This is a genomic window from Paraburkholderia phytofirmans, assembly GCF_046028095.1.
GTDB lineage: Bacteria > Pseudomonadota > Gammaproteobacteria > Burkholderiales > Burkholderiaceae > Paraburkholderia > Paraburkholderia phytofirmans_A.
Window position 1 is genome coordinate 112,316 of record NZ_JAQQDJ010000008.1, and the last position, 24,864, is coordinate 137,179.

Annotated in this window: 28 protein-coding genes and 2 pseudogenes; 16 read left to right on the forward strand and 14 right to left on the reverse strand. The window is 61.0% G+C overall.

All coding sequences use genetic code 11. The annotated features are described in order from the left end of the window. Positions 1-55: 55 nt before the first annotated feature. The 5 genes from PQR54_RS22435 to PQR54_RS22455 form a co-directional block, all read right to left on the reverse strand. Positions 56-511 carry an MEKHLA domain-containing protein gene (locus PQR54_RS22435; protein WP_408249451.1) on the reverse strand — a complete coding sequence of 152 codons (456 nt, stop codon included), beginning with the start codon at positions 509-511 and terminating at the stop codon, positions 56-58. Next, positions 502-2,577 (reverse strand): FUSC family protein, encoded by a 2,076-nt coding sequence (locus PQR54_RS22440; protein ID WP_408249453.1) that lies wholly within the window; start codon positions 2,575-2,577, stop codon positions 502-504. Before PQR54_RS22440 ends, PQR54_RS22435 begins: the two co-directional genes overlap by 10 nt. A gap of 95 nt (positions 2,578-2,672) precedes the next feature. Continuing rightward, entirely contained in the window at positions 2,673-4,151 is a 1,479-nt protein-coding gene (locus tag PQR54_RS22445) for an aldehyde dehydrogenase (protein WP_408249455.1), read from the reverse strand. Positions 4,152-4,289: 138 nt separating this feature from the next. Then, on the reverse strand, positions 4,290-4,616 hold the full coding sequence (locus tag PQR54_RS22450; protein WP_408249457.1) for a DUF4148 domain-containing protein: 327 nt from the start codon (positions 4,614-4,616) through the stop codon (positions 4,290-4,292). 183 nt (positions 4,617-4,799) lie between these two features. Continuing rightward, entirely contained in the window at positions 4,800-5,711 is a 912-nt protein-coding gene (locus PQR54_RS22455) for a LysR family transcriptional regulator (protein WP_408249459.1), read from the reverse strand. Between the two features lie 332 nt (positions 5,712-6,043). On the opposite strand from PQR54_RS22455, the gene PQR54_RS22460 reads away from it, so the two are divergent. Continuing rightward, entirely contained in the window at positions 6,044-6,499 is a 456-nt protein-coding gene (locus tag PQR54_RS22460) for an NAD(P)H-dependent oxidoreductase (protein WP_408249461.1), read from the forward strand. A gap of 124 nt (positions 6,500-6,623) precedes the next feature. Here PQR54_RS22460 and PQR54_RS22465 read toward each other — a convergent pair whose 3' ends face one another. Beyond that, complete coding sequence (locus PQR54_RS22465) at positions 6,624-6,809, reverse strand: hypothetical protein (RefSeq protein ID WP_408249463.1); 186 nt, start codon at positions 6,807-6,809, stop codon at positions 6,624-6,626. A 353-nt stretch (positions 6,810-7,162) separates the two neighbouring features. Between PQR54_RS22465 and PQR54_RS22470 the strand changes: the two genes are divergently transcribed. Further along, entirely contained in the window at positions 7,163-7,309 is a 147-nt protein-coding gene (locus PQR54_RS22470) for a DUF3563 family protein (RefSeq protein WP_408249465.1), read from the forward strand. A gap of 152 nt (positions 7,310-7,461) precedes the next feature. Next, positions 7,462-8,301 carry an alpha/beta fold hydrolase gene (locus PQR54_RS22475; protein ID WP_408249467.1) on the forward strand — a complete coding sequence of 280 codons (840 nt, stop codon included), beginning with the start codon at positions 7,462-7,464 and terminating at the stop codon, positions 8,299-8,301. Between the two features lie 100 nt (positions 8,302-8,401). On the opposite strand, the gene PQR54_RS22480 is transcribed toward PQR54_RS22475, so the two are convergent. After that, positions 8,402-9,466 (reverse strand): LysR family transcriptional regulator, encoded by a 1,065-nt coding sequence (locus tag PQR54_RS22480; protein WP_408249469.1) that lies wholly within the window; start codon positions 9,464-9,466, stop codon positions 8,402-8,404. 18 nt (positions 9,467-9,484) lie between these two features. Between PQR54_RS22480 and PQR54_RS22485 the strand changes: the two are divergent. The 3 genes and pseudogenes from PQR54_RS22485 to PQR54_RS22495 form a co-directional block, all read left to right on the forward strand. Beyond that, positions 9,485-10,069, forward strand: a pseudogene (locus tag PQR54_RS22485) (porin); the annotation flags it as partial. 95 nt (positions 10,070-10,164) lie between these two features. Beyond that, positions 10,165-10,416 (forward strand): annotated as a pseudogene (locus PQR54_RS22490) (cupin domain-containing protein); the annotation flags it as partial. 477 nt (positions 10,417-10,893) lie between these two features. Further along, positions 10,894-12,375 (forward strand): diguanylate cyclase domain-containing protein, encoded by a 1,482-nt coding sequence (locus tag PQR54_RS22495; protein WP_408249471.1) that lies wholly within the window; start codon positions 10,894-10,896, stop codon positions 12,373-12,375. Between the two features lie 294 nt (positions 12,376-12,669). On the opposite strand, the gene PQR54_RS22500 is transcribed toward PQR54_RS22495, so the two are convergent. Beyond that, complete coding sequence (locus tag PQR54_RS22500) at positions 12,670-13,389, reverse strand: hypothetical protein (RefSeq protein WP_408249473.1); 720 nt, start codon at positions 13,387-13,389, stop codon at positions 12,670-12,672. 219 nt (positions 13,390-13,608) lie between these two features. On the opposite strand from PQR54_RS22500, the gene PQR54_RS22505 reads away from it, so the two are divergent. Further along, positions 13,609-13,881 carry a hypothetical protein gene (locus PQR54_RS22505; RefSeq protein ID WP_106313780.1) on the forward strand — a complete coding sequence of 91 codons (273 nt, stop codon included), beginning with the start codon at positions 13,609-13,611 and terminating at the stop codon, positions 13,879-13,881. 248 nt (positions 13,882-14,129) lie between these two features. Here PQR54_RS22505 and PQR54_RS22510 read toward each other — a convergent pair whose 3' ends face one another. Together PQR54_RS22510 and PQR54_RS22515 are read right to left on the reverse strand one after the other, a co-directional pair. Further along, the gene (locus PQR54_RS22510; RefSeq protein ID WP_106313672.1) at positions 14,130-14,417 is read right to left on the reverse strand and encodes a hypothetical protein; all 288 of its coding nucleotides are present in this window, start codon (positions 14,415-14,417) and stop codon (positions 14,130-14,132) included. A 360-nt stretch (positions 14,418-14,777) separates the two neighbouring features. Next, the gene (locus tag PQR54_RS22515) at positions 14,778-14,969 is read right to left on the reverse strand and encodes a hypothetical protein (protein ID WP_408249476.1); all 192 of its coding nucleotides are present in this window, start codon (positions 14,967-14,969) and stop codon (positions 14,778-14,780) included. Between the two features lie 339 nt (positions 14,970-15,308). On the opposite strand from PQR54_RS22515, the gene PQR54_RS22520 reads away from it, so the two are divergent. The 6 genes from PQR54_RS22520 to PQR54_RS22545 all read left to right on the forward strand — a co-directional run bounded on the left by PQR54_RS22520 (position 15,309) and on the right by PQR54_RS22545 (position 18,706). Then, positions 15,309-15,440 (forward strand): hypothetical protein, encoded by a 132-nt coding sequence (locus PQR54_RS22520; RefSeq protein WP_408249478.1) that lies wholly within the window; start codon positions 15,309-15,311, stop codon positions 15,438-15,440. Between the two features lie 137 nt (positions 15,441-15,577). Then, positions 15,578-15,775, forward strand: a complete 198-nt coding sequence (locus PQR54_RS22525; RefSeq protein ID WP_012433354.1) for a hypothetical protein — start codon at positions 15,578-15,580, stop codon at positions 15,773-15,775. A gap of 233 nt (positions 15,776-16,008) precedes the next feature. Beyond that, entirely contained in the window at positions 16,009-16,575 is a 567-nt protein-coding gene (phaP, locus tag PQR54_RS22530) for a TIGR01841 family phasin (RefSeq protein ID WP_408249480.1), read from the forward strand. 156 nt (positions 16,576-16,731) lie between these two features. Beyond that, positions 16,732-17,475: an acetoacetyl-CoA reductase gene (gene phbB, locus PQR54_RS22535; RefSeq protein ID WP_408249482.1), complete on the forward strand. Its 744-nt coding sequence runs from the start codon at positions 16,732-16,734 to the stop codon at positions 17,473-17,475. 39 nt (positions 17,476-17,514) lie between these two features. Beyond that, positions 17,515-17,661, forward strand: a complete 147-nt coding sequence (locus PQR54_RS22540; RefSeq protein WP_408249484.1) for a hypothetical protein — start codon at positions 17,515-17,517, stop codon at positions 17,659-17,661. A gap of 379 nt (positions 17,662-18,040) precedes the next feature. After that, on the forward strand, positions 18,041-18,706 hold the full coding sequence (locus PQR54_RS22545) for a protein-L-isoaspartate(D-aspartate) O-methyltransferase (protein WP_408249486.1): 666 nt from the start codon (positions 18,041-18,043) through the stop codon (positions 18,704-18,706). A gap of 77 nt (positions 18,707-18,783) precedes the next feature. On the opposite strand, the gene PQR54_RS22550 is transcribed toward PQR54_RS22545, so the two are convergent. Beyond that, positions 18,784-19,128 (reverse strand): hypothetical protein, encoded by a 345-nt coding sequence (locus PQR54_RS22550; RefSeq protein ID WP_408249488.1) that lies wholly within the window; start codon positions 19,126-19,128, stop codon positions 18,784-18,786. A gap of 705 nt (positions 19,129-19,833) precedes the next feature. Between PQR54_RS22550 and PQR54_RS22555 the strand changes: the two genes are divergently transcribed. Next, positions 19,834-20,097, forward strand: coding sequence for a DUF2934 domain-containing protein (locus PQR54_RS22555; RefSeq protein ID WP_408249490.1), 264 nt, complete (start codon positions 19,834-19,836; stop codon positions 20,095-20,097). Between the two features lie 191 nt (positions 20,098-20,288). Here the strand turns inward: PQR54_RS22555 and PQR54_RS22560 are convergent, their stop codons facing one another. Both PQR54_RS22560 and PQR54_RS22565 read right to left on the reverse strand, forming a co-directional pair. Then, positions 20,289-21,206 carry a YihY/virulence factor BrkB family protein gene (locus PQR54_RS22560; RefSeq protein WP_408249492.1) on the reverse strand — a complete coding sequence of 306 codons (918 nt, stop codon included), beginning with the start codon at positions 21,204-21,206 and terminating at the stop codon, positions 20,289-20,291. A 227-nt stretch (positions 21,207-21,433) separates the two neighbouring features. After that, positions 21,434-22,339 carry a DUF72 domain-containing protein gene (locus tag PQR54_RS22565; protein WP_408249494.1) on the reverse strand — a complete coding sequence of 302 codons (906 nt, stop codon included), beginning with the start codon at positions 22,337-22,339 and terminating at the stop codon, positions 21,434-21,436. Positions 22,340-22,494: 155 nt separating this feature from the next. On the opposite strand from PQR54_RS22565, the gene PQR54_RS22570 reads away from it, so the two are divergent. Beyond that, the gene (locus PQR54_RS22570; protein ID WP_408249496.1) at positions 22,495-23,013 is read left to right on the forward strand and encodes a hypothetical protein; all 519 of its coding nucleotides are present in this window, start codon (positions 22,495-22,497) and stop codon (positions 23,011-23,013) included. Positions 23,014-23,026: 13 nt separating this feature from the next. On the opposite strand, the gene PQR54_RS22575 is transcribed toward PQR54_RS22570, so the two are convergent. Then, positions 23,027-23,770, reverse strand: coding sequence for an SDR family oxidoreductase (locus PQR54_RS22575; protein ID WP_408249498.1), 744 nt, complete (start codon positions 23,768-23,770; stop codon positions 23,027-23,029). 98 nt (positions 23,771-23,868) lie between these two features. Between PQR54_RS22575 and PQR54_RS22580 the strand changes: the two genes are divergently transcribed. Continuing rightward, positions 23,869-24,771, forward strand: coding sequence for an AraC family transcriptional regulator (locus tag PQR54_RS22580; protein WP_408249500.1), 903 nt, complete (start codon positions 23,869-23,871; stop codon positions 24,769-24,771). Positions 24,772-24,864 lie beyond the last annotated feature (93 nt).

The window sequence follows — 24,864 nt, forward strand, 5'->3', positions numbered from 1 at the left end:
CACGACTGGCCTCTCCGCTCAAAAGTAACAAGCTGCGAAGAGTTTGAACGATGCGTCAGATATCGGTCGTCTCAGGGATCATCGCGGCCTGACCTCGATATGTCCCGTCTTCGTCGCAGAGTTGCCACACGGTGGCTCGTTCAATCCAGAAACGCCTGCCGGATTTTGCGATTCGAATGCCACGATATCCGGTAACGAATCCGTCGCGACTTACCTGATCGAGGAACGCCTGGCGTTCGCTGCGCTCCGGTGCTTCAGCCGACAGTCGCGAATGCAGCGAGGTGAGCTCATCCCAATCGTAGTCGAAGAGAAACTGCGCGCGCTTGTTGCCGTAGACGAACACGGGATCAGCGGCGGTGTTGTGCGCGAGAATGCCGAATGGCGCTTCGCCATAAAGCCATTCAACGCCTTGGGCGAGACTCAATCCGTTGGGAACAAGCGGTTTGCCAAGGAGCCGCTCATAAGACCCGGTGATAAGCTGGAAGAAGCGGATATCGGTATTCATTGCCATACAGCATTGCTCCTGGATTTCAGTTGATGCTCTGCGCCGTCAGCGCAACTTTCCGCCGTCGCAATGTGTTCGATAAGCGAGACAAGTTCAAGAACCACCGCGCGAGTCCCCAGTACGTGCTGATTGCCGGAAAGCTTATCTTCACGAAGTTCGGCATCGGCTACGAGCAGCCGCGTGTGCCACGATTGTAGTTCGAGACTCTGAAGGTCCGTCAGCAAGTCGTCGATCGTCTTTCGAGCATTCAATGGAAGCAGCCCGGCGCGCGAAGCTTCCTTCAGCTTGAGAACTTCACCTCCAATCTCTATCCACGCCATGCATTCTTTCACCTCCTTGACGGAGGCGGCGGGCAAAGCGAGTCGCACCAGCGTATCGATGCTGTGGCATTGCCACGCAAGGCGCATTTCGGCGGCTTGCCGCGGGATGGGCGAAGCGGTCAAGGCCCTGATCGCGCCGGCTATCCGTCTGAGGCGCTGTTTGCGCCACTGGTGTTCGAGTCTGCGCGACGGCACTAGATGGAATGCGAGCGCGGCCAGCGCGGAGCCGGCCAGCACGCCCAGCGCATGCGCGCTTATGGCGACCGTGGTCGTATGAGCGATCGTCTCCGGATCCGACACGACGAGGAATACCAGACAAAAACCCGACGCCCAGAACGTTTTCGAAAGCAGGGAGGCAATAACAATCCCAAGGAAAACAATGCCGCCCTCCGCGAGCGAAACGCCCATTGCGTGAGGGAGTAACGGCGAGGCCGTCGCGTAGAACAGGAACGCCGCGCCGGCCCCGGCCGCGCCCGATGCAAGAAAATGACGACCCGTATCTCGCGGGTCGGGCCGGATGGCGAAGAGAGCAATTGCGATTGCCGTAAACGCGACGAACAGCGGTCCACCTTGCCAACCGGTACCGATCCAGATCGCGCCGGCCAACAGTAACGCGAACCCGGCGCGCAACCCCGCAGCGATCGCATAGCTAACATCGAGTGCGTAGACCGGGGTTGGATAGCCATCGGTATCGACGCCTCCTCGTTCCCCTGTTAATGCGGCATAGCTTCTCAGTGCGGTTTCCGTTGCGCCGAGGAGTGCCGATACGAGATCGATGCGCCGGCGTTCAATTGCATTTTGTGCCTGAATGGATACGAGCATGCCGCGCAATGCCTGCGCCTGACGCCGAAAGCCTGGCAGCTTTTCGATGTCGCGTGCCGGATCGTCGTGCAGTGCGCCCGCGATGGACGTGAGCAATGCGGATGCTGTAGCGACGGCGGATTCGACCTCTTCGCTTATCGGGTTATTGCTGGCGGCAGCCTCATTGAAGTTCCGCTCGACGCTTCTCGACACGACGAGCAGATCGAGCAGTGCCGGCACGACCTTGTGCAAACGGCCGGCACGAGCCCATAGCGCAGGCGACTCGGCGACCGCACTGTGAACGGCGCCGTCAAGCGTCAGGATATCGCTCAACTGGTTGCGCAGCCGTTGCGGGCCGGTGCCATCAGAGGCCCATGCGCGCGGCAAGCCGGCAAGCCGGTCCGCGGCCCAGGTGCATGCCGTCGCAATCGCGCGACGAATACGTCGGCTTGCGTGTCCGCTTTGCACGTCGCGCGACAGGAGAAGCACAAGCAAGGCGCTGGCGATACCGATGAAAATGCCGGCGCAACGATCTCGCCCCACCTCGAACAATTGACCGGCTTCGCCCGTGAGCGACATGGCAATGATGACCGCGCTATAGCCGGTCAGCACCGCCGCGTAGGCGCGGTAATGGCGCAGCGAGAGACCGGCATACACAGACACGGCGAGCCATGCTGCCAGCAAGCCGACGAGCAGCGGCTCGCTGCCTTGCGCCGCGAAAGTAAGCAGAACGCCGGTTGGCGCGCCGATTGCCGTCCCGATCGCCCGGTTGAGCGACTTCAGCAGACCGTCCCCGCGTGCTGGAAGCCCGACGGAAACCGCGGTCCATGCGGCCCAATGCGGTTCGTGCAGACCGAGGAGCAGCGAGCAGAGTAAGGCGAGCGTCGCGGCCAGTGCCACCCGGCCTGCGAACATCACGAGGCTATAAGAGGGTATCCATTTCGAACGCATTGCCTTGCCAACCTTTCAGTCAGTGTCCTTGCTTAAGGACGATCGTCAGCGTGTGACTACGTTGGCGATCGTCCTGGCCGCACAGCCTGCTCAGCTCAACTCAGCACGAACGGGTTTTCGACACCCGGTGTGGGATTGATGAAGACACTTTTGGCTTCCAGGTATTCGTAAATTGCACGAATACCATTCTCGCGGCCGATTCCCGACGCTTTCACACCGCCAAACGGCGCGAGATAGCTGACGAGGCGATAGGCATTGACCCACACGCTGCCGGCTTCGAGCTGCTTCGGTACCGTCATTGCGCGGCGCAGGTCACGCGTCCAGACGCCGGCCGCCAGGCCATAGTTGCTGTCGTTGGCAATCGCGATCGCTTCTTCTTCCGTATCGAACTTGATGACCGCTACGACCGGTCCGAATACCTCTTCCTGGGCGATGCGCATGTCGTTGCGAACATCGACGAAAATGGTCGGCTCGACAAAGAGGCCGTTCTCAGTGCCCGGCTGCGTGGAACGTCCGCCACCCAGAACGAGGCGTGCGCCTTCCTGCTTCGCCACGTCGATGTAGTACAAGGTCTTTTCGAGTTGCGGCTGGGTCGAGACAGGGCCCATGTTCGTCTCCGGCGACATCGGATCGCCCAGTCGCACGTCCTGCATGAACTTCACCAGCCGCTCGACGAACTCGTCATGGATGCTCGAATGCACGAGCAGCCGTGAGCCGGCCATGCAACTCTGACCCGTTGCCGAGAAGATGCCGGTCACGGCGCCCTTCACGGCATCGTCGAGGTTCGCGTCCTCGAATACGATATTGGCCGACTTGCCGCCCAGTTCCAGTGAGACGCGCTTGAAGGAACGTGCCGCGTTTTCGTACACATGGCGGCCACCGCCCTCGCTGCCGGTGAAGGCGACGCGTGCGACCAGCGGATGAGCGACGAGCGGTTCACCCACTTCTTTGCCGAAGCCGGTCACGATATTGACGACGCCGTCCGGCACACCGGCTTCCTCACACAGCTTCGCGAACAGAATGGACGATGCCGACGAGAATTCGGATGGCTTGATGACGACCGTGTTGCCTGCTGCGAGCGCCGGCGCTATTTTCCATACCGCGAGCAGCAGCGGCGAATTCCACGGCGCGATCGTCGCCACTACGCCGAGCGGCTCGAAAGTGCTGTAGTGGAAAATGCCGGGCTTGTCGAACGGCGTGACGTCGCCCTGAACCTTGTCGGCGAGGCCGCCGTAGTAGTAGAACCATTGCGGCAGATACTCCATCTGCTTGAGCATTTCGGCTTTCAGCTTGCCGTTATCCTTCACTTCCATGTCCGCCAGCTCTTCCGCATGCGCGGCGATCGCATCGCCGATCTTGTGCAGGACCATGCCGCGCTGGCTCGCTGTCATCGTTGCCCACGGGCCGCGCTTGAACGCTGCATGAGCGGCGCGCACCGCGGCGTCGACATCTTCGGCGGTGCCGCGCGGCACCTCGGCCCAGATCTCCCCGTTGTAGGGGTTCAGGCTTTCGAATGTCCGACCATCGCTCGCACCGCGCCACTCGTTGCCGATGCGCATCTTGAACTGTTCCATCACGTTACTCCTTGACTGATTACGGTGAGTTCATCGTAGTTGCCTGGCCGGCGTCACGGAACTCCCCATCGCTGCACGTCGCATGTGAAGAAATGCGCATCGGGTTCTGGAGATGCGCATGCCTGCTTTACGCGACGTTCATTGACCGAAATAGATGCTGTCCCGTGCTTCGGGCGCGCTCACGGTGCGGCGTCCGCTTTGAGAGTGGCCCGTGACAGTGCCGCCCACGGCCGCTGCGTTGGCGTTCGTGGCACCCGTGTTAGGGGCCTGCAGTGCGGCTGCCGCGCGCAACTGGGCAGCGGGGTACGTGGCATCGGGCGCGTCGAGCAGACCCGCTTCGCGAGCCTGGCTCAGTTCGGCCCGCACCTGCGCGCGAGTCTTGCCGTAGGTGGCCGGTTCGGCGAACACAGTGGATGATGCGATGAGAGTAGCAATAACAACTGCCGGGATCAGTACGCGTTTCATTTCATGCTCCTTGGAAGATCGAAGAGAAGACGTTCAACGACGAGGCGGAGGATCTACGCTCTGTCTCGTGTCGTTCGTCGATCGGTGAACTGATTATTGCTACCGGTCTTCTATCTGCCAATCCCCGAAATATGCGGATGATCCGTGAAGAAATGCACAAGCTTTTATGCTGTGCCGCGGGTATCAACCGTCGCCGGGGAAGCAGCTGGCGATGAACTGCATGACGCTGCGAATGGCCGGCGCGTGCCGCAGATCGTTGTGGATGGACAGCCATACTTCACGCGTCAAGGCTTCACCTGTACTTTCGACGAGGCTCAGGCTTTCGTCCCAATCGCCAAGAAAATAGGGCAGGGCGGCCACGCCGACGCCCGCCCGTGCCGCTGATACCTGCACATCGAGACTGTTGCTGCGGAACACAACCGGGCGCGAATTCGCCTGAGCGTCCAGCCACGTTTGTTGCACGGTTCCGTCCATGCTGTCGTCGTATCCAATGAACTCATAGTCCTCTGCGACATGGGACGCCAGATAGTCCGGCGACGCATAGAGTGCAAATGGAATAACGGCGATCTTGCGCGCGACAAGGTCAGCCTCCGTCGGCCGGCTCAAGCGCACGGCGATATCGGCTTCCCGCCGTATGAGCGACACGTTGCGTGTATCCGCGATAAGCCGTACATGTACCGCCGGATGTTGCACACGCAGTTTGCCGAGATGCGGCGCGATCACGCTGCTTGCCATCGAGGGCGGCGCGCTGATCACCACCTCGCCGGAAACGACTTCCTGCCCGGCGATCGACATCCGCTCGACAGCGAACGACTCTGCCTGCATGCGCTTGCCGCGTTCGGCGATGCGCTCGCCGTCTGTGGTCAGAACATAGGCGCGCGGGCGGCGATCGACCAGCTTGAGTTCGAGGGCCTGTTCGAGTGAAGCAATTCTCCGCGCGACGGTCGCGTGGTCGACCTTCAATTGCCGCGCCGCTTTGGCGAGGGACTCTTCCTGACTGAACGCAACGAAATAGCGTAAATCCTCCCAGTCGAACATGGATGCTCTCCTTTTCTCTTTTAATCGTCCGAATCTTGAGGTGACGCAGCTGGACAAAGATATTAGAGGCCGACTGGGCCGATCTCAATCAAATATTTTTGTGCCTACGATTGACTTTAGATGCAAGGCTGTGGATTTGCGCGGACTTGTGCATTGCTGCACACACGGCCCGCATGTTTGGGGAATTGGCGCAGGCCGCTCATGCGGGCAAGAATGGCTCAACGGATCGACGCACCGGAGCGCGAAAGCAGATCTTGCGCAGACACCGGGCCGCTAGGTCCCTTCTTATCCGTCAAGGAGCCTGACATGAAACGCATCGTGATCACATACAGCCCGGCTGCGCGTATCGAGCGCGACCGCATCGATTTCCGTCATTGAGGGAGGACATCATGAGCAGGAAAGCACTGGTCATACTCGCTCATCCGAAGCTTGCCGAGTCGCAGATCAATGCGGCGTGGCGATCCAGGCTCGAGGATGCTCACGGTCCGGTCACGATTCGGAATATTTATGAGCTATATCCGGACTGGAATATCGACGTCGCCGCGGAGCAGGTGCTTCTCGAACGCCATGAGAGGATCTTTCTGCAGTTTCCGCTGTATTGGTACAGCACCCCGCCGCTGCTGAAAAAATGGCTCGACGACGTGCTCGCTTATGGCTGGGCATACGGTCCGGGTGGCGACCGGCTGGTGCACAAAGAAATAGGGCTGATCGTATCGACCGGCAGTCCGGAAGCCGCTTATCAGACAGATGGCCGTGTGGGACATACGCTGGCCGAGCTGCTTCGTCCGCTCGAACAAACGGTTCGTTTTGTCGGTGCGTGTTATTTGCCCGTTTTCGCGTTATAAGGCGCGAATCACGTTATTCCGGCGGATCGGTTGAGTCGTAGCACGAACGACTATATCGAGCACATTCGGGCACCGCATGACCAGGGCGAAGCCATGGGTCACCAACGCATGCGAAGAGAGGCGCTCAGTTTGTGAAGACGAGTATCACGATCAACGGCCGTGCGGCGCACGCCACGCCCTTGACCGCAGGCTTCGACACCGCACTGTCGGCTTCCACGAGACCCGGCAGCACCAGTTCCTCTATCAACGCCGGGGTCCCCAGGCAGAACTTGTTGCCCGCAGCGCGTTCGGCCTCCGAAAAGTGTGCCATCGCAGACACGATCGACGACTCTTATCCGCCGGGACGTGCCGCCCGACACAGCGCGACACAGCGCGACACGTACTGATTACGTGTCTGCCGCAACCCGACTCCCACGCGCATAGCCGTCGGCCACACGACGACACTTCACCCCATCCGCATCCCTCAAAGTCCGCTGAAACGCCCATCAAACAAGGCTTGCTGAAATGTGGCATGGACTCTGCATGACATAGCGTCCAGCCGTAGCACGACCCGCCCATCCATCGAACCCGGATGTCCCGCACCGGATGCGCGCCTGGAACCCAGGTATCGCGCCCCGTTCGTGCCGATACGCAATCGACCAGCTCGCCGACCCGGAGGACATCTTGTTCATCTTGTTCATCTATCTATACCCGTTGTTGAGAAAGGCGTTTGACCGTGCTGAACATAATCGTCGTGACGCGTACCTCGCGTCCGCCGCCGACATGGGCGAACTCGAACGCCGCATGCATTGGACTGAGATTGACCGCTGAGGTCACACAAAAACGCGCCGTCGATCGAACAGTCTGGACGCCTGGACATGCGCGCCGGTGTTTCGATCATAGCCAGCCGCCCGCGCCGCGCCGATAGTGAGGACTTCCGCGTTCCGGCGTCCGTGCGCCCAACTCCTGAGCTCGTGAACCCTATGAATAACACTCTCACATCGCAAGCCTTTACGTCCGCGACGTCGGTGATCGCACTGCATTGCTCCGGCTCGGGAGCGGCCCAATGGCGCAAGCTCGGCGAGGCGCTCGGCCCGCGCCACGCGTTCGTCGCGCCCGAGCATTACGGCTGCGACAGCACGGGCCCGTGGAACGGCGAGCGCGCCTTCACGCTCGCCGACGAGGCGGCGAGGACCGTCGGCATCATCGACGCGTCGCATGGCAAGGTGCATCTCGTCGGCCATTCGTATGGCGGCGGCGTGGCGTTGCGCGCGGCACTCGAACGCCCGGAGCGCATCGCGAGCATTACGCTCTACGAGCCCTCGGCATTTCATTTACTGAAGGTGATGGGCGCGCACGGCGCGCATGCGCTTGCGGAGATCATCGATATTTCAAAGCGCACCGCCGATGGCGTGACCTGTGGCGACTATCGGGGAGCGGCGGCTTCGTTCGTGGATTACTGGGGCGGCCGGGGCGCGTGGGAAGCGTTGCGGCCCTCGGTACAGGCGGCGCTCACGCGCTGGGCGCCGAAGGCGCCGCTCGACTTCCGCGCGCTGCTCGACGAGCGCACGCCCGCCAGCGCCTACATGGGTCTGCGTGTTCCTGCGCTGATCATGCGCGGCCAGCACGCGCCCATCCCGACTCGCGCGATCGCCGAGCGTCTGCCGATGCTATTGCCGGCGGCGCGTCTCGCGATCGTCGAGGGTGCGGGGCACATGGGGCCGCTCACGCACGCTGAAAGCGTCAACGCGATGATCGTGCGGCATATCGCCGAGGCGGATGCGACAGCGTTCGAGGACCAAGCGCCGCTGTGCGCCGATTAAATCTGGTTGGAACGGGTCTGCTTCGCCAACTGAACGCAACTACGCGTCCGAAAGCCGGGCGATTTTCTTGCGCTATTCAAGCGCGTGCACGTGCGCTTGATCAGTTGTGCGACGCGGTCAGCATCCGCAGTTGCTCCAGCAACTTCACTGCCGGGCCGGGCAAAATTCCCTGCCGCCGCCGGAACGCAGTCAACGTGCGCCGTCCCAGTACGCCGGCAATTGCCAGCGTATCGAACACGCCGGCTGCGGCCTCGGTGTCGTACATCGGCGTGGCCATCCAGCTCAGAAATCCCGCGCGCGTCACGAGGCTTTTGAGTACGGTGATCGAGCGCGTCTCGACCGCGATCGGCGGCATGCCGAACCCGTGTTCCGCAAATACCTGTTGCATGTGCTCGAACGGACCCGTGCCGCGCGGCGGCACGCACCATCGCTGATCGAGCGTGTCGGCGAGGCGCAGGTCTGCCTTGCGCCGCAGCGGATGATCGAGCGCGGCGACCACATAACTCGTGTCTTCCCACCGGCAATCGGTAATCGCCGTGATCTCGTCCGTGTCGGGCACGGCCATGCTGAGCGCGAGGTCGATTTCGTGCTTCATCAGACTATCGGCAAGCCGGTCCCACACACCCTCCATGATCTCCACGCGTAGATTCGGCCAGCGCGCGAGCACGCCGCTCACCGCGAGCGGCAGCACGAGCGTGGCGATGCTCGCCACCGCGCCGACGCGTATCGTTCCTTTGGCGAGACCGCGCATCGCATCGATTTCCTCGCGCGCGTGCTCGGCTTCGCGTTGCAACAGAGTGGCATGAGGCAACAGCGCGCTGCCGATCGCAGTAAGCTGCATGCCCTTCGAGTGCCGTTCGAACAGCGGCGCGCCGACCTGATCCTCGAGCCGTTTGATGGTGCGGCTCAGCGCGGGTTGCGTGACGTGCAGCACTTCCGCCGCGCGGCCAAGACTGCCGCTCGCGACGATGGTTGCAATGCCCCAACGCGACGGCAATTCGCCGGTAATGCCCGGCATGCGCACGACGCGATCGCCCGCCGCGTCGGCATGCGTCACCAGTTCGATGCCTGTATCGATGATCCCGTACAACGTCACACTGCTCTGCGCGAACGATGAAGCGCTGATCCCGAGCAACACACTGCCCAATGCGAGTTGGTATTTCATGGTCTCCACGTCTCCTTGCAGGGCACGTGCGCCGGATCGATTCCGGGCAGTTCACAAAGCTGCCGCGAATGGTCGGCCATGCTGCGTTACGACATGAACGGCTATGGCGTCGCGGGTGCCTACGACGAACAACGCGGCGGCCCGGGCGCGGCGGCCAACCTGTACGACGGCACGGCGCCCTTTGCCTTGACGAATTCGGGCGACAAGGACGTGCGGATGCAACTCAACGGCTACGGGCACATCGGTCAGGTAAAGCTCGGCGCGGGCTGGCTTGGCCGTCACGTCGAAACGGTAGCGCCTGCTTTGCCGGACGTGCGCTCGAATCTGTACTACGTGACGACGGCGTATAACGTGACGCCTGCCTTTATCGTCGACGGTGGCGTGTACCGCATCGTCAATCGGGCCGACGACACGCGCGGCACGATCGCCGCGCTACGCACTACGTATCTGCTATCGAAGCGCTCCGCGGTCTACCTGCAGGGCGCTTATCTGTTCAACAGCGCCCATGCCGCGTACACCGTGAGTCAAGGCGGCGGAGGCACGACGCCGGCGCCGGGAATGGGGCAACTGGGTGTCATGGCAGGTATCCGCCACTCGTTCTGAGAAAAATCAGGTCCTGTCTATGACAATCCGGAGAGGTCGGTCATTGCCCTCCGCAACCCGTTATCATCGTTTGTCGTCCCCAAGGAGAACAAGCGATGGGCCGCCCCGATTTCATCAAACACTGGACCGAACTGGAAGAACCCGATGCGCATTGCTATCGCGGCGATTCCGAACCGATGGGCCTCGACGCGCCGCTCTCCGCCGCGATGGGTATTACGCGGATCGGCATTCATCATGTGAGGCTTCTGCCGGGTCGGCGCACCTCATATCCGCACGCCGAAAGTACTGAACAGGAGTTCGTCTACGTGCTTCATGGCAAGCCGGAGGTGTGGATCGACGGCGTTTTGCTTGCATAACCTTCACGATCTTTGGTATTGCCTGTCGTCGCTCCCCTTGACTGGGGTGATTATTTTATAAATTAAAAATCATTCAATCGCCGAATTTATTTATATGGAATTTGAATCGTCCGGATTTAAATAGATATAAACTTTTCTCGTTTTGACGGTATTGAGCCGCGATTACTCCCGTTGACCGTTTTGCCAGGCCTGGCGTGGCTTGCTTCGTTATCGGTTCTGTGCCTACTACAAGCATGGCATTCCATCTATCCTCAGACGAAACGACCGTCTTTTTTTATTTCATCAAAAACAATAAACTTTTTTTGCGGTTTGTCGTTATAGCATTGCGCGACCCGAAAACGGCCGACTCGCCATTTCATTTGAAAAAGCCAGGAATCGTGCTGGCGTCGTCAAGCGTGCTGCCGAAACGTCGTGATCATTCGGTGCACTGAGAGACTCGCGTTCGCCTGTGCAGTGTGAAAATGAACCATGGATCGAACAATCTACGCCACGAAAAGCACCAGATCCTCCCGCCACGCGCTAATTCTGGTGCCCGCGCTGACCGTCCTCGTCCTCGGCATATTGTGGGTCACCATCCTGTTGCGCCTGCAGGTCGAGAAGGCTTCCGTGATGCGCGACACGCGCGTGGCGGCCCGCACGTTGGCCGATGCTTTGGAAACCCATACGCTGAAGACCGTCCACGATGTCGACGAGATCGCGTTGCTGGTCAAATACGGTTACGAACGTACGCCGCAAGCCTTCGACCTGGCAGCGTACCGGGCATACGGACTGATTACCGCGGACACCGCGTTACAAGTCACTGTCGCGGGTGCCGACGGCCGCGTGATCACGTCGACTTTGCCATTTACGGGCACGGTGGATCTCAAGGACCGGGAACATTTTCGCGTCCACCTGTCCCCTGAAAACATCGGGCTCTTCATCAGCCAGCCTGTGATTGGACGCATTTCCAGGCAGTGGTCCGTTCAGGCAACCCGCCGTATCGACCGTCCCGCCGGAAGTTTCGGTGGGGTGGTGATCGTCTCGGAAGACCCGGCGTATCTGACCGATGGCTTCTACAACAATGCTGCGTTGGGCGAGCGCGGCATGATTGCCGTTTTGTCCGGTCGTGGGTTCATGTTGTCGCGTCGTGCGGGCAATTCCCCGAGCCGGTCCGGCGAGGCGCTGCCGAGCAGCTATGTGCCCCTCGGCAAGACGGGGCTGGCCGACTTCTTCGATCCGATCGATCACGTCGAACGTGTGGTAGCAAGTCGCCATCTCGAGAAATATGGTTTGACTGTCGTCGCCGGTCTTTCCGTGGATGAGGCGCTGGACGATTACTTCAGGATGCGCCGCGTGTATGTGACGATGGCCTCGACCATCACGGTGATGCTCGCCGCACTATCGGCCTGGATTACTGCTCTGATCGTCAAACTCCTCAACGGCAAAGAAGAATTGCGGCGTCTTTCTCAAACTGACCGGCTGACGGATTTGCCGAACCGCGGCAAGATTGTGGACCTGCTCGATGAAGCGATCGCGGCGCCGGGTGCGGTCGGAAAAGTCGCTGTCGTTTTTGTCGATCTGGATAACTTCAAGGAACTCAACGATACGTACGGCCACCAGTGCGGCGACGAAATTCTTGCGTTGGTGGCCGCGCGCCTGCACGCTACCGTACAGGCGCGTGGCGTAGTAGGGCGCCTCGGCGGAGATGAGTTTCTGGTTGTACTCGAGGCTGACGCTATAACCGGCGTAGTCGAGCAAATGGTCGCTGAATTGACGGCTGCACTGCGGGTTCCACTGAATTCACGTTGGGGGGTCGAGGCGGTCGGTGCGAGCTTCGGAATGGCTATTCTGAAAGCGGGTGAGGACTCCAATGAACTCATCCGGAAGGCGGACTTCGCGATGTACCAGGCCAAGAATCGCGATCCCGCTTGTCGAATAGACTCGAATACTGACCGCATTCTCGCCGGGTGAGTCTTCCTTTGCGCGGAGCAGGAGAGGCGACTCGGTTGGCTCATCGAAGAAGGCGATTCATCGTCAATGCGACTTTACGGACCGGTCAGCGAGATCGGGACGCTGGGATAGATCGCCATCCTAACCGATGCTTATCTGCCTCGAAGCAGCATGCCAAGCGGAGCGAGCGGGCCGGCGGCCGCCGGAAATCACGGCGATGTCCGTCTCGTCTAACGAAGCAAGCGCGCTCCGTTGGTCAGGGTCCGCTTTCAGAGCAGTACGGTGCGCAGGTCGGCTACGTCGCGCGCTCTGGCGCTACGCCAACGAGTTCGCGAGAGCGCGCAGAGTCTGGCCCGGATCCTCTTCGATGGGCGAACCGTGCGACACGAGAATGCGTTTCAGCGACTGAAGTTCCGCCCATTCCAGAAGCTGGACGCGCAGCGCCTCTTTATCCGCGACGAGAATCAACTTCACGGGCGTCGGAATATGCGGTTCGTCGCCCGCGAATCCCATCATGCGCAGAAACCAGCCGCCGAACCCGGATTCATGGCGGATGTTGCCGACCAGATCGTTCAGCACCAGCGTCGTGCCGTTCGGCGTGCGTATGACGAGCGCTGCCTCATGGCCACGCGTTCCAGGCACCGTCACGAACTGCACGTTCGGATCGCCGAAGCCCGGGTCCGTCGTGTCGACGTGCACCGCTTCTTCCACCTTGGTCCGCGAGCCTTCGGGCGCGACCACCTGCATCAACGGGTAGCGCTCTTTCCAGATTTTCGCGTCCAGTCGATGATGGTCGTTGGGCACTACCAGAAAGGCGGGGCGTCCGTAGTCTTCGAGCGCTTGCATCTCGTCTTCATCGAGCGCAATCGCGCTGAATATGACCAGTCGCGAATCGTTCAAACGCGCCACGGTCATGCGTCGGGGAAGGTCGGTGAGCGGCATGTGGAGTTCGCCGGTCACGGTAAGAATGTTGTCGTCGACTTCCGTGAGCTTGCCGTGCGGCAAGACTTTCCACTGCTGAAAAGGCTTGGTCATGGTCGGGCTCCTTGTCTGGAGACAGTCACTGTAAATAGGCAGTGTGCGCGCAAATAGAGGGCGGTCAAGCGGATGATGTGAACGATGCCATTCCGCGAACCTGGTATTGCAAGCGAACTATTCGGAAATCCCCTCGCCGCCTGGCTCAAGGTGCGATGTACACTTTCCTGCAGGGGCATTCCACGGTTTAACGACCGGGTAGAACACGCAGGATCGTCAATGAAAAGAATCTACGGGTATAAAGGCTTTGAGGTCACCGTGGAGCTAGAGCCGGTTTGGGAGACCGCGGGCAGCGTGACGCTGTTGCCTCCGCGCGGCTTCGTCGCCGTCGTGCAAGTCAGAACGATGGGTGCCGTGGGCGCCACGCGCCCCGTGGTTGCGCCGATCCGCCTCGGCGCGACCGTCCAGCAGCCGTTCCCGACACAGGCCGAGGCGCTCATGGCAGGGTATAGCGCAGGGCAGCGGGTAGTGGACGATACGTTCGCGCGCTGACGATAGTTTCTGGACGAAAAAAAGCCGCAGCAATCGCTGCGGCCCGAACACACACGCCGCGTATGAGGCGCTGGCGTTGGATCTATCCTACACAATCGAATTTCCGAAGCAACCAGGTGTCTCGTCTGAATATTGGCGCGAGGCCGCATTGCGGCATCCGCCGTGGAACGGGCCTGGATCGTCGCTGACGCAGGCGTTGCGCAATGGCGACACGGCCAGTCGTCCAGCATCAGGACCGCGGTATCTGCTTATCTGGCCGGAACCTTCGCTGGTCTTTCGTTCTGCCGGGTCAACGAACCGGGATCCGTCATCGCCAGGTGATCGTCGCGCGCATCGATCCACTCAATTGCCCATTGTCGCGCTACCTCGATTGCCTCGTCTTCGGTTTCGAACCAGGCAAGATTGCGCTCGATGTGCATTTCAGTGTCCACATCGTCGTCAGGTGATGTTCTGATGATCCGCGCATGCGCGAAGAACTGGCCAAGCGAAAAATCCGGGGTTGCGTCGATGACCCAGCCGCCGTACTCGTACTTCATGTTGCCTCCGATACCTGCTAATCGAGATTCGAACAGACAAAGCATGGATTCATCAGGCTGTCTTCGCTAAACCTCCACGGTTGAGTTGTCGACTTTAAGTGCGGCCGGGCAGCACGCAGCCTGGCCATTCCGGGGCGCCTTATTGTTATAGATCAGTCGTGGTTGAACTGGCCGCGCGGAACGGGGGCACCGCGGTGTGCACAAGCTAACTCTGAGACTTGTCAGCGGTACTTCTGGTTCTGGAAAAGCCGCCAGGTTTTCAAAAAAATTCAGCCTGTCAATGTCGGCGAGCTTCTTAAGCGGGATCAGGTTGGCCGCACGGAGCGCGATCGCGCGGCGTCACCCCAAACACGCAGGCATTCAATTGTCGTCCGACCTGCTCGGCAGATGCTCGTGCGGCGCCGGTTCCGCTTCCGCGGCATCGGGAACATCGGGCTCGGCGCGCGGCGCAGATTCAGTAGCTGGCGACTGGCTGCCCGGCGTCACGCCGCGCACTGGGTGGTCTGGAATTCCTGGCCGGTGAGTGGGGCGTGTGGGCGGGGTTGAAGGCATGATTTCCTCCTGCGCAAACGTGACCAGCAACGTCCATCATACCTCCGTCGAAGACGAAGAACGTGCCCGCCGGGTCCAGTATTTTGGCGACCATCGGCCGAACCAGAGATGGCTGACATGGGCCGCCGAGTGCTCGCGAGCGGTGGCCCTCGGTTTTACCCGGCAACGCCAGACAAATACCTCCACTGTAATAAATCTTTCGCAATTTTGAGGTAATCATAACGAACAAGCCACGGCTTATAAATACTCGATTCAAATATAAATAGGCCAATAGATTTTCGCCCAATTCAGGTCGTTAAGTAAGTGAGCTATTAAAACAGTAATATGTGAGCTGAATAGATGGAAGCCATGCTGGTAGGGGCTTTAGACGATGGCGTGGACGAATTGGAAAGCCTTTGCGTTGGCATCCGTTATAAAAAGAAAACCGATCGGCGTAAAAAAAGCATTTCACATATTGCGTTCAAAAATTGAACGGTTATGATGGCGACTCCGTGATTCGAGTTCTCACCGGATTGATTCACGGAGGGGCGGCAGGAATAGTTGCCGGCAGTCACGCAGGAGAGGTAATTCATGCTTTCCGCGTAGAGAGACTAAATCGAGGAGACGCTATGTTGAGTCCCCATGAATTCGCTACCTTGATGCTCATCAAGAACGCACCGGACCAGATCGAACTGGATCGCGCCGAATTGGACACGCTGCTGGAGCGGCAACTCATCTCGCTGGAAAATTTTGCGTCAGGACGCCCGCGTGCTCACCTTACGAGCGACGGCGATTCCATTCTCAAGGCGGTTGCCCGGATGCGCTAGACATTCGCGGCGCGCGCCTCCCGGCGAGCGCGCCGAAGACACAGTCACGAACGCAGCGCCGTGACTGCGGGTTGGTTTGCAGTGCCTGTTGATGTAACGACCGTCGAAGTTCTCGCGACGCATTCTGCTGACAGGCGTCCTTGCGCTTTGATTTTTTCACCATCGCGATCCGTCGCAACACACCCGTGCGATCGGGCGTTTCGTGCACCGGATCGAATTTTGAGGAATCAACCATGGCTCTATCGAGTCCCGACCAAGCGGCTGCCGTGATGGCCAGCCTCGACGCATTTTTCGGGCTGACTGGGAAGATTTTTGAAGGCGCGGAGAAACTGGTTGCGCTGAACCTGCAGGTCGTCAGGTCCACGCTGGCCGAGGCGCAAGAGAATATGACGAAGGCGCCCGGCACGACAGACCCGCTGCAGTGGTTCGCGCTGCAATCAGGCCTCACTGGGCCTTTCGCGGAGAAATCGCTGTCATACGGTCGGCAAGTGTTCGACATCGCATCGGCCACGCAGGCTGAACTCACGCAATTCGCACAGGCGCAGTACGAACGGCACAACGCACGTGTGCAGGCATTCGTCGAGGAAACGGCGAAGAATGCGCCGGCAGGTTCCGAAGCAGCGATCGCCGCGTGGAAGTCCGCGATCAGCGCCACCACGACGCTTTACGAAACGCTGCAGAAAACCGGGCAACAGGCCGTGCAGGCCGCCGAAAGTAATTTCAACTCGGTCACCGCCACAGCGTCGAAGGCCGCGCGACGCGCCGAGCAGGTTCCCGTAGCCGCCGGCGCGAAGGGATAAGGCCGACGCGGGCAGATACCCGCGTTGCCGTTCTTACTTTATATGCAGGAATACTGAGGGAGAGGCGGAAACCGGTTTTCCAGTACATCAAGTTCTTGACTGAATGCAGTGTGGCTCCAGATATCTGCGAGGCCAATTTTTTGCGAGGACAATCCGATGGCAAAGCAGATCGCGGTGGTGACGGGCGGAATGGGCGGACTTGGTGAAGCCATCAGCATCAAGCTGCATGACGCCGGGTATGCCGTCGTGGTCACCTGTTCGCCGGCCAACACCGGCGCGAACGAGTGGCTCGCACGGATGGAAGCGCAGGGGCGACAGTTCCGCGCGTACGCGGTCGATGTCGCCGACTACGACTCGTGCGGCAAATGCGCGGCGCAGATCGTTGCCGAAGTCGGCCCGGTCGATATCCTGATCAATAATGCCGGCATCACGCGCGACGCAAGCTTCAGGAAGCTGGACAAGATCAATTGGGACGCGGTAATCCGAACCAACCTCGACTCGGTGTTCAACATGACGAAGCCGGTGTGCGACAGCATGGTCGAGCGGGGCTGGGGCCGCATCATCAACGTGTCGTCGATCATCGGCTCCAAGGGCGGCTTTGGCCAGACCAACTATGCGGCGGCGAAGGCCGGCATGCATGGCTTCACGAAATCGCTGGCGCTCGAGGTGGCGAAGAAAGGCGTCACCGTCAACACGATCTCGCCAGGTTATATCGCAACGAGGATGGTGATGGCGGTGCCCGAGGAAATCCGCGAGACGAAGATCATTCCGCAGATTCCGGTCGGCCGGCTCGGACAGCCCGACGAAGTCGCCGCACTCGTGCTGTACCTGTGTTCGCGCGAAGCCGGTTTCGTGACCGGAGCCAACATTGCGATCAATGGCGGGCAACACCTGCAATGAAGCGGATAGTCAGCAACGGGGGTTCCGATGGATGAAGCAGTGGCAATCGTCGTAGGTTCGTTCGTGATGGCGACCGCAGCCGTGTTCGTCGCCGCTCACTATCACCAGGAGCAAATGCGTCGGAAGCGGCTTAGGCAGATGGGCCACCATCACTACTGGCCGCATTGGCGCAGCGCCAGGCATTGAGCAGCATTACCGCGTTAGGAGGCGCGGTGACCGGCCGCGAATTCCGCTGGTCCCCTCGACCAGCGGAATTCCCCGAACCAGCGCGACGAACACACTTTGCTCGTAACGCAGCTCGTCTACGCCTGATCCTCCCTAGGCGCGCCATCCGATGATCGGATGCGATTCCCGATAACGGTTCCCCATCTGCAACATACGAATCGCCCATGCGGCGTCAGTTGCTGACAAGATAGGCGGTCATGAACCCGGATCGGAATTTTGCCGCGAACACCCTGGTCTTCGTTTTCAGGTCATGTCTTCTGGCGTTTTCCGCGCTATCGTGATGCATGGTAGAAGCAGCCCCCGGGACAGCGAGCCGCTGCACAACGAGGGGAGAAGCACGGTGCACGAAGATCTGGCGGCGTCGCGCGAAGCGATGGTCGAGCGGCAACTGATTGCGCGCGGCATCGCGGAGCCGCGCATTCTGAACGCGATGCGGCGCGTGCCGCGCGAGGCCTTCCTGAGTCCCGATCTGCGCGCATGGGCTTATGCGGACGCGGCCCTGCCGATCGAAGCCGGCCAGACGATCACGCAACCGTTCATGGTCGCGCGGATGCTGCAGGCGGCGCGGCTCAAGCCGGAAGACCGCGTGCTCGAGATCGGCACGGGTTCCGGCTACGCGGCGGCCGTGCTCGCGGAAATGGTTGCACGCGTCGATACGGTCGAGCGTCATCCGCAACTGGCTGAGAGCGCCATGGATCGGCTGCGCGCGCTCGGCTACGACAACGTGAACGTCTACACCGCGGACGGCACGCTCGGGCTGCCGGCGCGTGCGCCGTTCGATGCAATCGTCGCCACCGCGTCCGGCCCGGGCGTGCCACCTGCGTGGAGCGCGCAACTCGAAATCGGCGGCCGGATCGTGATGCCGGTGGGTCCGGATCCGGACCATCAGCGGCTGATCCGGCTCACTCGCGACAGCAGCACGACCTACCACGAGGAAATGCTCGATCTCGTGCGTTTTGTGCCGTTGATTGGTGCCCAGGGCTGGGGCGACATGGAAGGGCGGTAAGCCGATGCGGGCATAGGCGTCGACCGACGCGCGCGCATCGGGCATTCGTCAGGCGGCGGGTCCCGGGAGGCAACTGCTTACCCCTGTGCCAATGCACACGGAGAAAAGTGCGCGTCGAGCGCCCACGGGAGCGCGACCAGCCGGCCCACCATCGCCGTGAGTGTATCGGGCGACACCGCCGTGAACGTAATGGTCATTTCTTCGTAGCAGTGACGGCGATCCACGCGGATCCGGACGTGGTCAGCCTGCGGTGCCTCGCAACCGAGAACCTGCCACGCGGCAACGACCCTCAGATGCCCTGCCTTTGCGCGCACGGTGAGCCGGTAACGATCGTGCTGGCCCGGTGTACTGTTTCCAACCGCCGTCTCTTTCGCGGCGGGATCGTCCGGTGGCACTGCGACTTGCTCGTCGGTCGATTGCATTCTGAACTCCGAATGGCCGGTCATGCGGAGGCGGGAGTAGAGTCGATCCGCCGCTCGCAGGACGTTCGCTGTATGAGTACCGTTATAGTCCGCGAGTTCGCCGAACGTTAGGATTGCGCGCTGGAATCTGCGACGGTCTGTGCGCCGGGGTCCGCTGAATCGCTCGTCGATACTATGGTTTGGCGTGTCGTTGCCATCATGCGACTGCTTAGTCAGGGAGAGGGGCAACTAGCGATCCCTTAGCGGTTTATAGAAGAAACGCCCGTGCCCGCGCGAATTTTTACGCTGCATTGCAACTTGAGCAAGGCATCGTAAGCCGTGTGAAAACGCAACTTTCGCGATACATCTATGAGCATGTTTTCTGCCACATCTTGGAGGGGCGGCGCGTGATCAGCCACACTACGACCACCAAGCAGTGACGTCGCTAACCGCTGACGCGCCAAACCCCCATGTGCCAGAGCCGCGCGGGTATGGGCTTTGCTCATCCTCACACTGCCATTCTTATCACGCAGCGTAAGTCCACACATGACGGACGACGCTGTCTGGCTGCTGTTAGTCGGCGCGCGGCACACCTTCATGGTCCATCGCGCGCGGGCCGATCAGCGGACGACAGCAGGGCGCCGGACTCGCAGCGACACCGGCTCGCATCGCCGCACGCCCCCTATCGCGCGTTGCTGCGACCATTTTTTTACGGAGAAACGCAGCATGGACAACGATCTCGAAGCCCGCATTCGTACCCGGGCGTATCAGCTCTGGGAAAACGATCCGTCACCGGACGACAACGCGGAAAAGCACTGGGAGGAAGCGCGCCGGCAGATCGAAGCCGAGGGTGACGATTCGCAGGACAGGCCTGAACCGAGCGCCGACCAATCGGCGGAACGGGAGCGGGGCGGCCGCGTCGCGCCGGAAGAGCAACTGCAGGACGTGGCTGGCGGTGATGCGGATGCGGCGAGTCGAGAAAAACGGTAGCGCCGGCGCTGCCGTGGCGTTCGGGGCGCAGGGCTCGCAGATGCTGCTTGCTTGCTGATCGCACTATCCGAACTGCGTTGCGAACGTCGACGGGATCGCGTCGCGCCGATGGGGGTCGCGTGCGAGGAATTGACGCCGCACACTCGCCGCCTCGGATGTCAGTTTCACATCGTCCGTTTTGTTTGGGCGCTTCAATGTGCAGCGTTCAAGCGAGCCTTGACGTCTGCCGCGTTACCGTCTTTCGGCGTTTGACACAGCGAAGCCGTAACCTCCGCGCCGAAAAGAAAAACGATGGCGCAAAAATACAGCCACATCATCAACACAGCGAGCGAACCCGCTGCGCCGAATGCGCCCGCCGTTCCAGCATGCGCGAGATAGAAACCGAACAGGTGCCTGCCCACGGTGAACAGCAACGCCGCGACCGCCCCGCCGATCAACGCGGAACGGAAGTTGACCCGCTCGTCGGGGAGCCACTTGATCAGCGCGCCGAGTCCGAAAGTCAGTATCACAAGGCCGAAAACAGATTGCGCGACGTCGGCAACGACGCTGAGCGTCGAACTGCCGAAAACGGCACTGCCGGCCGTCTGCAACGCGGCGTCGAGGACCAGCGAGACCACCAGCAGAAAGCTGAGTCCCATGAGCAGGCCGAGCGAGACGAGTCGCGCCCGTATCACCCACGCGAGGCCGGCAAGGCCTTTAGGCGATTTCGCCGCAAAGACGACATCGAGTGCTGTATTCAGGCAGGAAAACGTCGCCGAAGCCCCGACGAGAAGCAGCACGACAGAGAACGCCGCAGCCATGCCGCTACCGTTCGAACGATGCGCGTGTTCGACGACAGCCTGCATCGCAGTGGCGGCGTCATTGCCGAGCAACTGCCTGATCTGACCAAAGAACTGCCCCTGCGCGATGTCGCGGCCGACGAACCAGCCCGTAATCGCGAGGACAATCAGTAAAGTCGGGGCCAGCGAAAACGCGGAGTAGAAACCGATGCTCGCGCCCATCATCGCGCACCGATCCGACGAAAATCGCTCGACGGCGTCCTTCATGACGGCCACTGCGCTGCCTGCCCGGCCGGATCGTGAGCCTGCGTTGCGTCGCTGATATTCCATGCTGTTCTCCCGCAGGCTGGTTGCCTTCAGTGTCTTCGGGCTGAGCAATTTCCGAGCCGCCGGGATGTCGGATAATCGTGGCTTGTCGGGGCCTGGTGCGATTCGAGCCACATCGGCTGATGATCCGAGGCCTCGCTGTCCGGATCGACCTCGCAAGCCGCCATGCGCGATGTCGGATCCTCCGTTACGGAAATGTTTGTGGTCCGCGCTAAGAGCCTGCCTTCCGCTTACGCCACCGAAGGCACTGCTTGTAAGCCAAGCCGCTCCATCAAACGCTGTGCGTCGAAGGGCGCATGTGTTTTGGCGTCGTTGTCGAAATAGCAGTACACGTCCCGCCGCGTCCGAGCCGGTGGACGAAGATGCGGCGCGATCAGCCGCGCGTCGGCCGGCTGAGAACCGCGACGCCACGCGTCGATCCGGGCGGCCCAGTCGTCTAGCGCTTCGTCCGCGTAGGCGCCGGAATACCGCGATTCGGTGCCGTGCAGCCGGATGTAAACGAAGTCAGCAGTAACGTCTTCTACCAGCGGCCACGGTTCGGTCGAGTCGGAGACAACCAGCGCGGTGTCGTATTGCCTGAGCAACTCGATGAATGCAGGGTCCATAAAACTGGCGTGGCGTATCTCGACGGCATGGCGCAGTCTGCGCTTGCGGTCCATCGAGACATACGGCGTCTTGACCCGCTCATCGTGTTGCTGCGCCAAAGCGAGCGCGGCCGCGGTGTCGCGAGGCAGGAAACGTAAAAAGCGTTCCATGGCCGCCGGTTCGAAGCGGAACGAAGGCGGGAACTGCCACAGAATAGGCCCCAGCTTTTCGTTCAGGGCGAGCAGGCCCTGCGCGAAAAAGTTGGCGCTGGCGACTTGCGCGCTGTCGTCGCGGAAGCGCAGTAGATGCGTCAGATACCGCGCGCCTTTCACACTGAAGACGAAGTCGGCAGGCGTCTCGGCATACCAGTGCCGCCAACTGTCGAGCGACTGAAGGCTGTAATGCGTACCATTGATTTCGATGCTCTGGAACAGCGACGACGCGAACTGCAATTCGTCGGCCTGTTTCAGCCCACGGGGATAGAAGCTATCTCTCCATCCCTTGTAGCGCCAACCGGAAATGCCGATACGTACGTCGCCAATCTGTTTCATGGGTATGTCGCGCGATTGCATCTCTGGACTGAATGCAGACGACGCGAGCAACCGGTGTTCCCGTAATGGCGCCGCGTGTGCCAGAGTTCAGTTCACGAGGTATGAACGTCTGACAGCGAAGCGATCAACAACGGACTATCGAGGAGTAAGAAGTCGTGCCGAAAGCTTCTCCATCAACTGCATTTGGAATTTTCGAGCGGGTAGTCGTGAGCCTCTACGACGGCGGCGTTCTGTCGCCGGCGGTGCTGGAGCGTGTCATTGGTGCGTTCGCGCAAGCGGGTGCCGACTGGCATGGCACCCCACGGGGCCGTTCCGTCGACGGCCGCTCGCTGCATGAAATCGTCGTACGGACGATGCTTCCTGGCGATGACCTGCAGTCGGCTTCGACGTCGTTTATGACGGTGGTCGAACATATCGCGCAAGCCGCGCTTTCAGCTGGCGCTGCGAGCGAAACTGCCAAAGAGGCTGAACCGCGGCGCGCCAGAAGCAGAAAAACCGCCGACGCAGACGAAGACGAAGACGAAGACGCCAGCGCGAATGAACTGCTGGCGCAATTGTCCGGCAGCACGCAACCAGGCAAGCGGCGTCGCTCGAACAAAGCCGATACGCCGGCCGGGTCGGGCACATTCAACCCGTTTCTGAATGCGGCGCTGCCGCGTACGAAGAAGTCGTGACAGCCGTCCCGCTTCACCGTGAATTCGCCCACGCGATAGCGTCCGCACCGGCAGGGATGCGAAACGGCGTCGATGGGTCGTTCGCCGCCCGCCACACGGCTTGCGCTACGTCGAGCGAGCGTGTGATCGCCGACTCCTGCTGCCATTGGGCGAATACACGCTGCGCCAGATCTGAGTACGCTTCGGGAACGCCGCCCTGCATGCGGGACTGCGCGTTCTCGCCGAAGCGGGTTTCCGGCGCGCGTCCCGGCAGGACGAGGCGCACGCGCACATTGAACGGCTCGAGTTCCAGCGCGACGGATTCGCTGAACGCGTTGATCGCCGCCTTGCTGGCGGTGTAAACGGAGAGCAGATGGAGCGGCCTCAAGGTCACACTCGAGGTGACGTTGACGACGACGCCTCCTCTGCGTTCCCGAAACTGAGGCAGAACCGCCTGGGTCATCGCTATCGTGCCGAGTGTGTTCGTTTCGAACACTTCGCGAGCGACGTCCATCGACGTGCCTTCGAGGGCGTTCAGCACGCCAACCCCCGCGTTATTGACGAGCACGTCGAGCGGCCCGGCCGCCTCCACGGCATGACGGATGCTTGCCGGATCCGTCACATCGAGGGCGAGTACGTGCAGACGTTCGGAGCGCGGCAGAACATCCTCGCGCGGCGTGCGCATGGTGGCGATGACGCGCCAGTCACGATCGAGGAAATAGCGGGCGGTGTCGAGGCCGAATCCGGACGAGCATCCGGTGATCAGGACGGTTTTCATGGCGAGTCCAGTAGAGAGTGGCAGGACCTCCACAATAAGGCGCCGACACCGGACTTGCTACAATCGATCGTCCAGTTTTCATTCGAAGGAGTCCGGTTATGGTCGATCCTCTCGCCGAGATCGTCACGCTGCTGCAACCGCTCGCTACGTTCTCGAAGGTGGTTAGTGGCGCGGGTCGCTGGCGCGTTCGCCGCTCGGAAGCCGGGCAGCCGTTCTACTGCGTGATCCTCGCCGGTTCGTGCCGCCTCGTGACGAACGGGCACGAGCCGGTCATCCTTCAGGCAGACGACTTCATTCTGATCCCTGAGGGATGCGGCTTCACGATGTCGAGTCTCGAGCCACCTGAACAGGAGGACGCCGACACCTCGCCCGTCGCGCTGCTCGACGGCGGATTCAGGCTGGGCGTCGAGGACGGCCCGGCTGAGGTTCAACTGCTCGTCGGCCACTGCGTGTTCGGTTCGCCGGACGCGGCCTTGCTGGTGTCACTTCTTCCTGATCTCGTGCATGTTCGTGGCGAGCCCAGGCTGGCCACGCTGGTGAAGCTCGTGAGGGAAGAGTCTCGTGAGCAGCGGCCCGCGCGGGACGTCGTGCTCGCGCGCCTGCTCGAGGTGCTTTTCATCGAAGCGCTCCGGTCGACGGGAACTGCGGCGTCGCCCGGCCTTGTGCGCGGACTCGCCGACGGACGTCTCGCGCTGGCGCTACGTCAAATGCACGAAAGTCCTGACAAGTCCTGGACGGTTGCGCAACTGGCGGCGGCCGCCGCGTTGTCCCGCTCGGCATTTTTCGAACGCTTCAGCCGCGCGGTAGGCGTCGCGCCGATGGAGTATCTGTTGTCCTGGCGCATGGCTTTGGCCAAGAACCTGCTGCGACGGAAAGACGGCGGCGTCGCGAAAATAGCGGAGCGCGTCGGCTACAGTTCGGCGAGTGCGTTCAGCGTCGCGTTCACTCGCCATGTCGGACTACCGCCGACTCAGTACGCGCATGAGCAGAGCGACACGTGAGGCCCGTCACATACGCCGGATGCGGTCAAGTTGCCTGCACGTTTTCAGGTAGTATTTGTTCGCGGTGAACTGCAACATCGATTAGAACAAGTC

Bases quoted from the DNA above. Each gene is read 5' to 3' on its own strand.
- PQR54_RS22435 (WP_408249451.1), bottom strand. From the start codon at position 511: ATGGCAATGAATACCGATATCCGCTTCTTCCAGCTTATCACCGGGTCT.
- PQR54_RS22440 (WP_408249453.1), bottom strand. From the start codon at position 2,577: ATGCGTTCGAAATGGATACCCTCTTATAGCCTCGTGATGTTCGCAGGC.
- PQR54_RS22445 (WP_408249455.1), bottom strand. From the start codon at position 4,151: ATGGAACAGTTCAAGATGCGCATCGGCAACGAGTGGCGCGGTGCGAGC.
- PQR54_RS22450 (WP_408249457.1), bottom strand. From the start codon at position 4,616: ATGAAACGCGTACTGATCCCGGCAGTTGTTATTGCTACTCTCATCGCA.
- PQR54_RS22460 (WP_408249461.1), top strand. From the start codon at position 6,044: ATGAGCAGGAAAGCACTGGTCATACTCGCTCATCCGAAGCTTGCCGAG.
- PQR54_RS22465 (WP_408249463.1), bottom strand. From the start codon at position 6,809: ATGGCACACTTTTCGGAGGCCGAACGCGCTGCGGGCAACAAGTTCTGC.
- PQR54_RS22475 (WP_408249467.1), top strand. From the start codon at position 7,462: ATGAATAACACTCTCACATCGCAAGCCTTTACGTCCGCGACGTCGGTG.
- PQR54_RS22480 (WP_408249469.1), bottom strand. From the start codon at position 9,466: ATGAAATACCAACTCGCATTGGGCAGTGTGTTGCTCGGGATCAGCGCT.
- PQR54_RS22495 (WP_408249471.1), top strand. From the start codon at position 10,894: ATGGATCGAACAATCTACGCCACGAAAAGCACCAGATCCTCCCGCCAC.
- PQR54_RS22500 (WP_408249473.1), bottom strand. From the start codon at position 13,389: ATGACCAAGCCTTTTCAGCAGTGGAAAGTCTTGCCGCACGGCAAGCTC.
- PQR54_RS22505 (WP_106313780.1), top strand. From the start codon at position 13,609: ATGAAAAGAATCTACGGGTATAAAGGCTTTGAGGTCACCGTGGAGCTA.
- PQR54_RS22510 (WP_106313672.1), bottom strand. From the start codon at position 14,417: ATGAAGTACGAGTACGGCGGCTGGGTCATCGACGCAACCCCGGATTTT.
- PQR54_RS22515 (WP_408249476.1), bottom strand. From the start codon at position 14,969: ATGCCTTCAACCCCGCCCACACGCCCCACTCACCGGCCAGGAATTCCA.
- PQR54_RS22520 (WP_408249478.1), top strand. From the start codon at position 15,309: ATGGAAGCCATGCTGGTAGGGGCTTTAGACGATGGCGTGGACGAATTG.
- PQR54_RS22525 (WP_012433354.1), top strand. From the start codon at position 15,578: ATGTTGAGTCCCCATGAATTCGCTACCTTGATGCTCATCAAGAACGCA.
- phaP (WP_408249480.1), top strand. From the start codon at position 16,009: ATGGCTCTATCGAGTCCCGACCAAGCGGCTGCCGTGATGGCCAGCCTC.
- phbB (WP_408249482.1), top strand. From the start codon at position 16,732: ATGGCAAAGCAGATCGCGGTGGTGACGGGCGGAATGGGCGGACTTGGT.
- PQR54_RS22550 (WP_408249488.1), bottom strand. From the start codon at position 19,128: ATGCAATCGACCGACGAGCAAGTCGCAGTGCCACCGGACGATCCCGCC.
- PQR54_RS22555 (WP_408249490.1), top strand. From the start codon at position 19,834: ATGGACAACGATCTCGAAGCCCGCATTCGTACCCGGGCGTATCAGCTC.
- PQR54_RS22560 (WP_408249492.1), bottom strand. From the start codon at position 21,206: ATGGAATATCAGCGACGCAACGCAGGCTCACGATCCGGCCGGGCAGGC.
- PQR54_RS22565 (WP_408249494.1), bottom strand. From the start codon at position 22,339: ATGAAACAGATTGGCGACGTACGTATCGGCATTTCCGGTTGGCGCTAC.
- PQR54_RS22575 (WP_408249498.1), bottom strand. From the start codon at position 23,770: ATGAAAACCGTCCTGATCACCGGATGCTCGTCCGGATTCGGCCTCGAC.
- PQR54_RS22580 (WP_408249500.1), top strand. From the start codon at position 23,869: ATGGTCGATCCTCTCGCCGAGATCGTCACGCTGCTGCAACCGCTCGCT.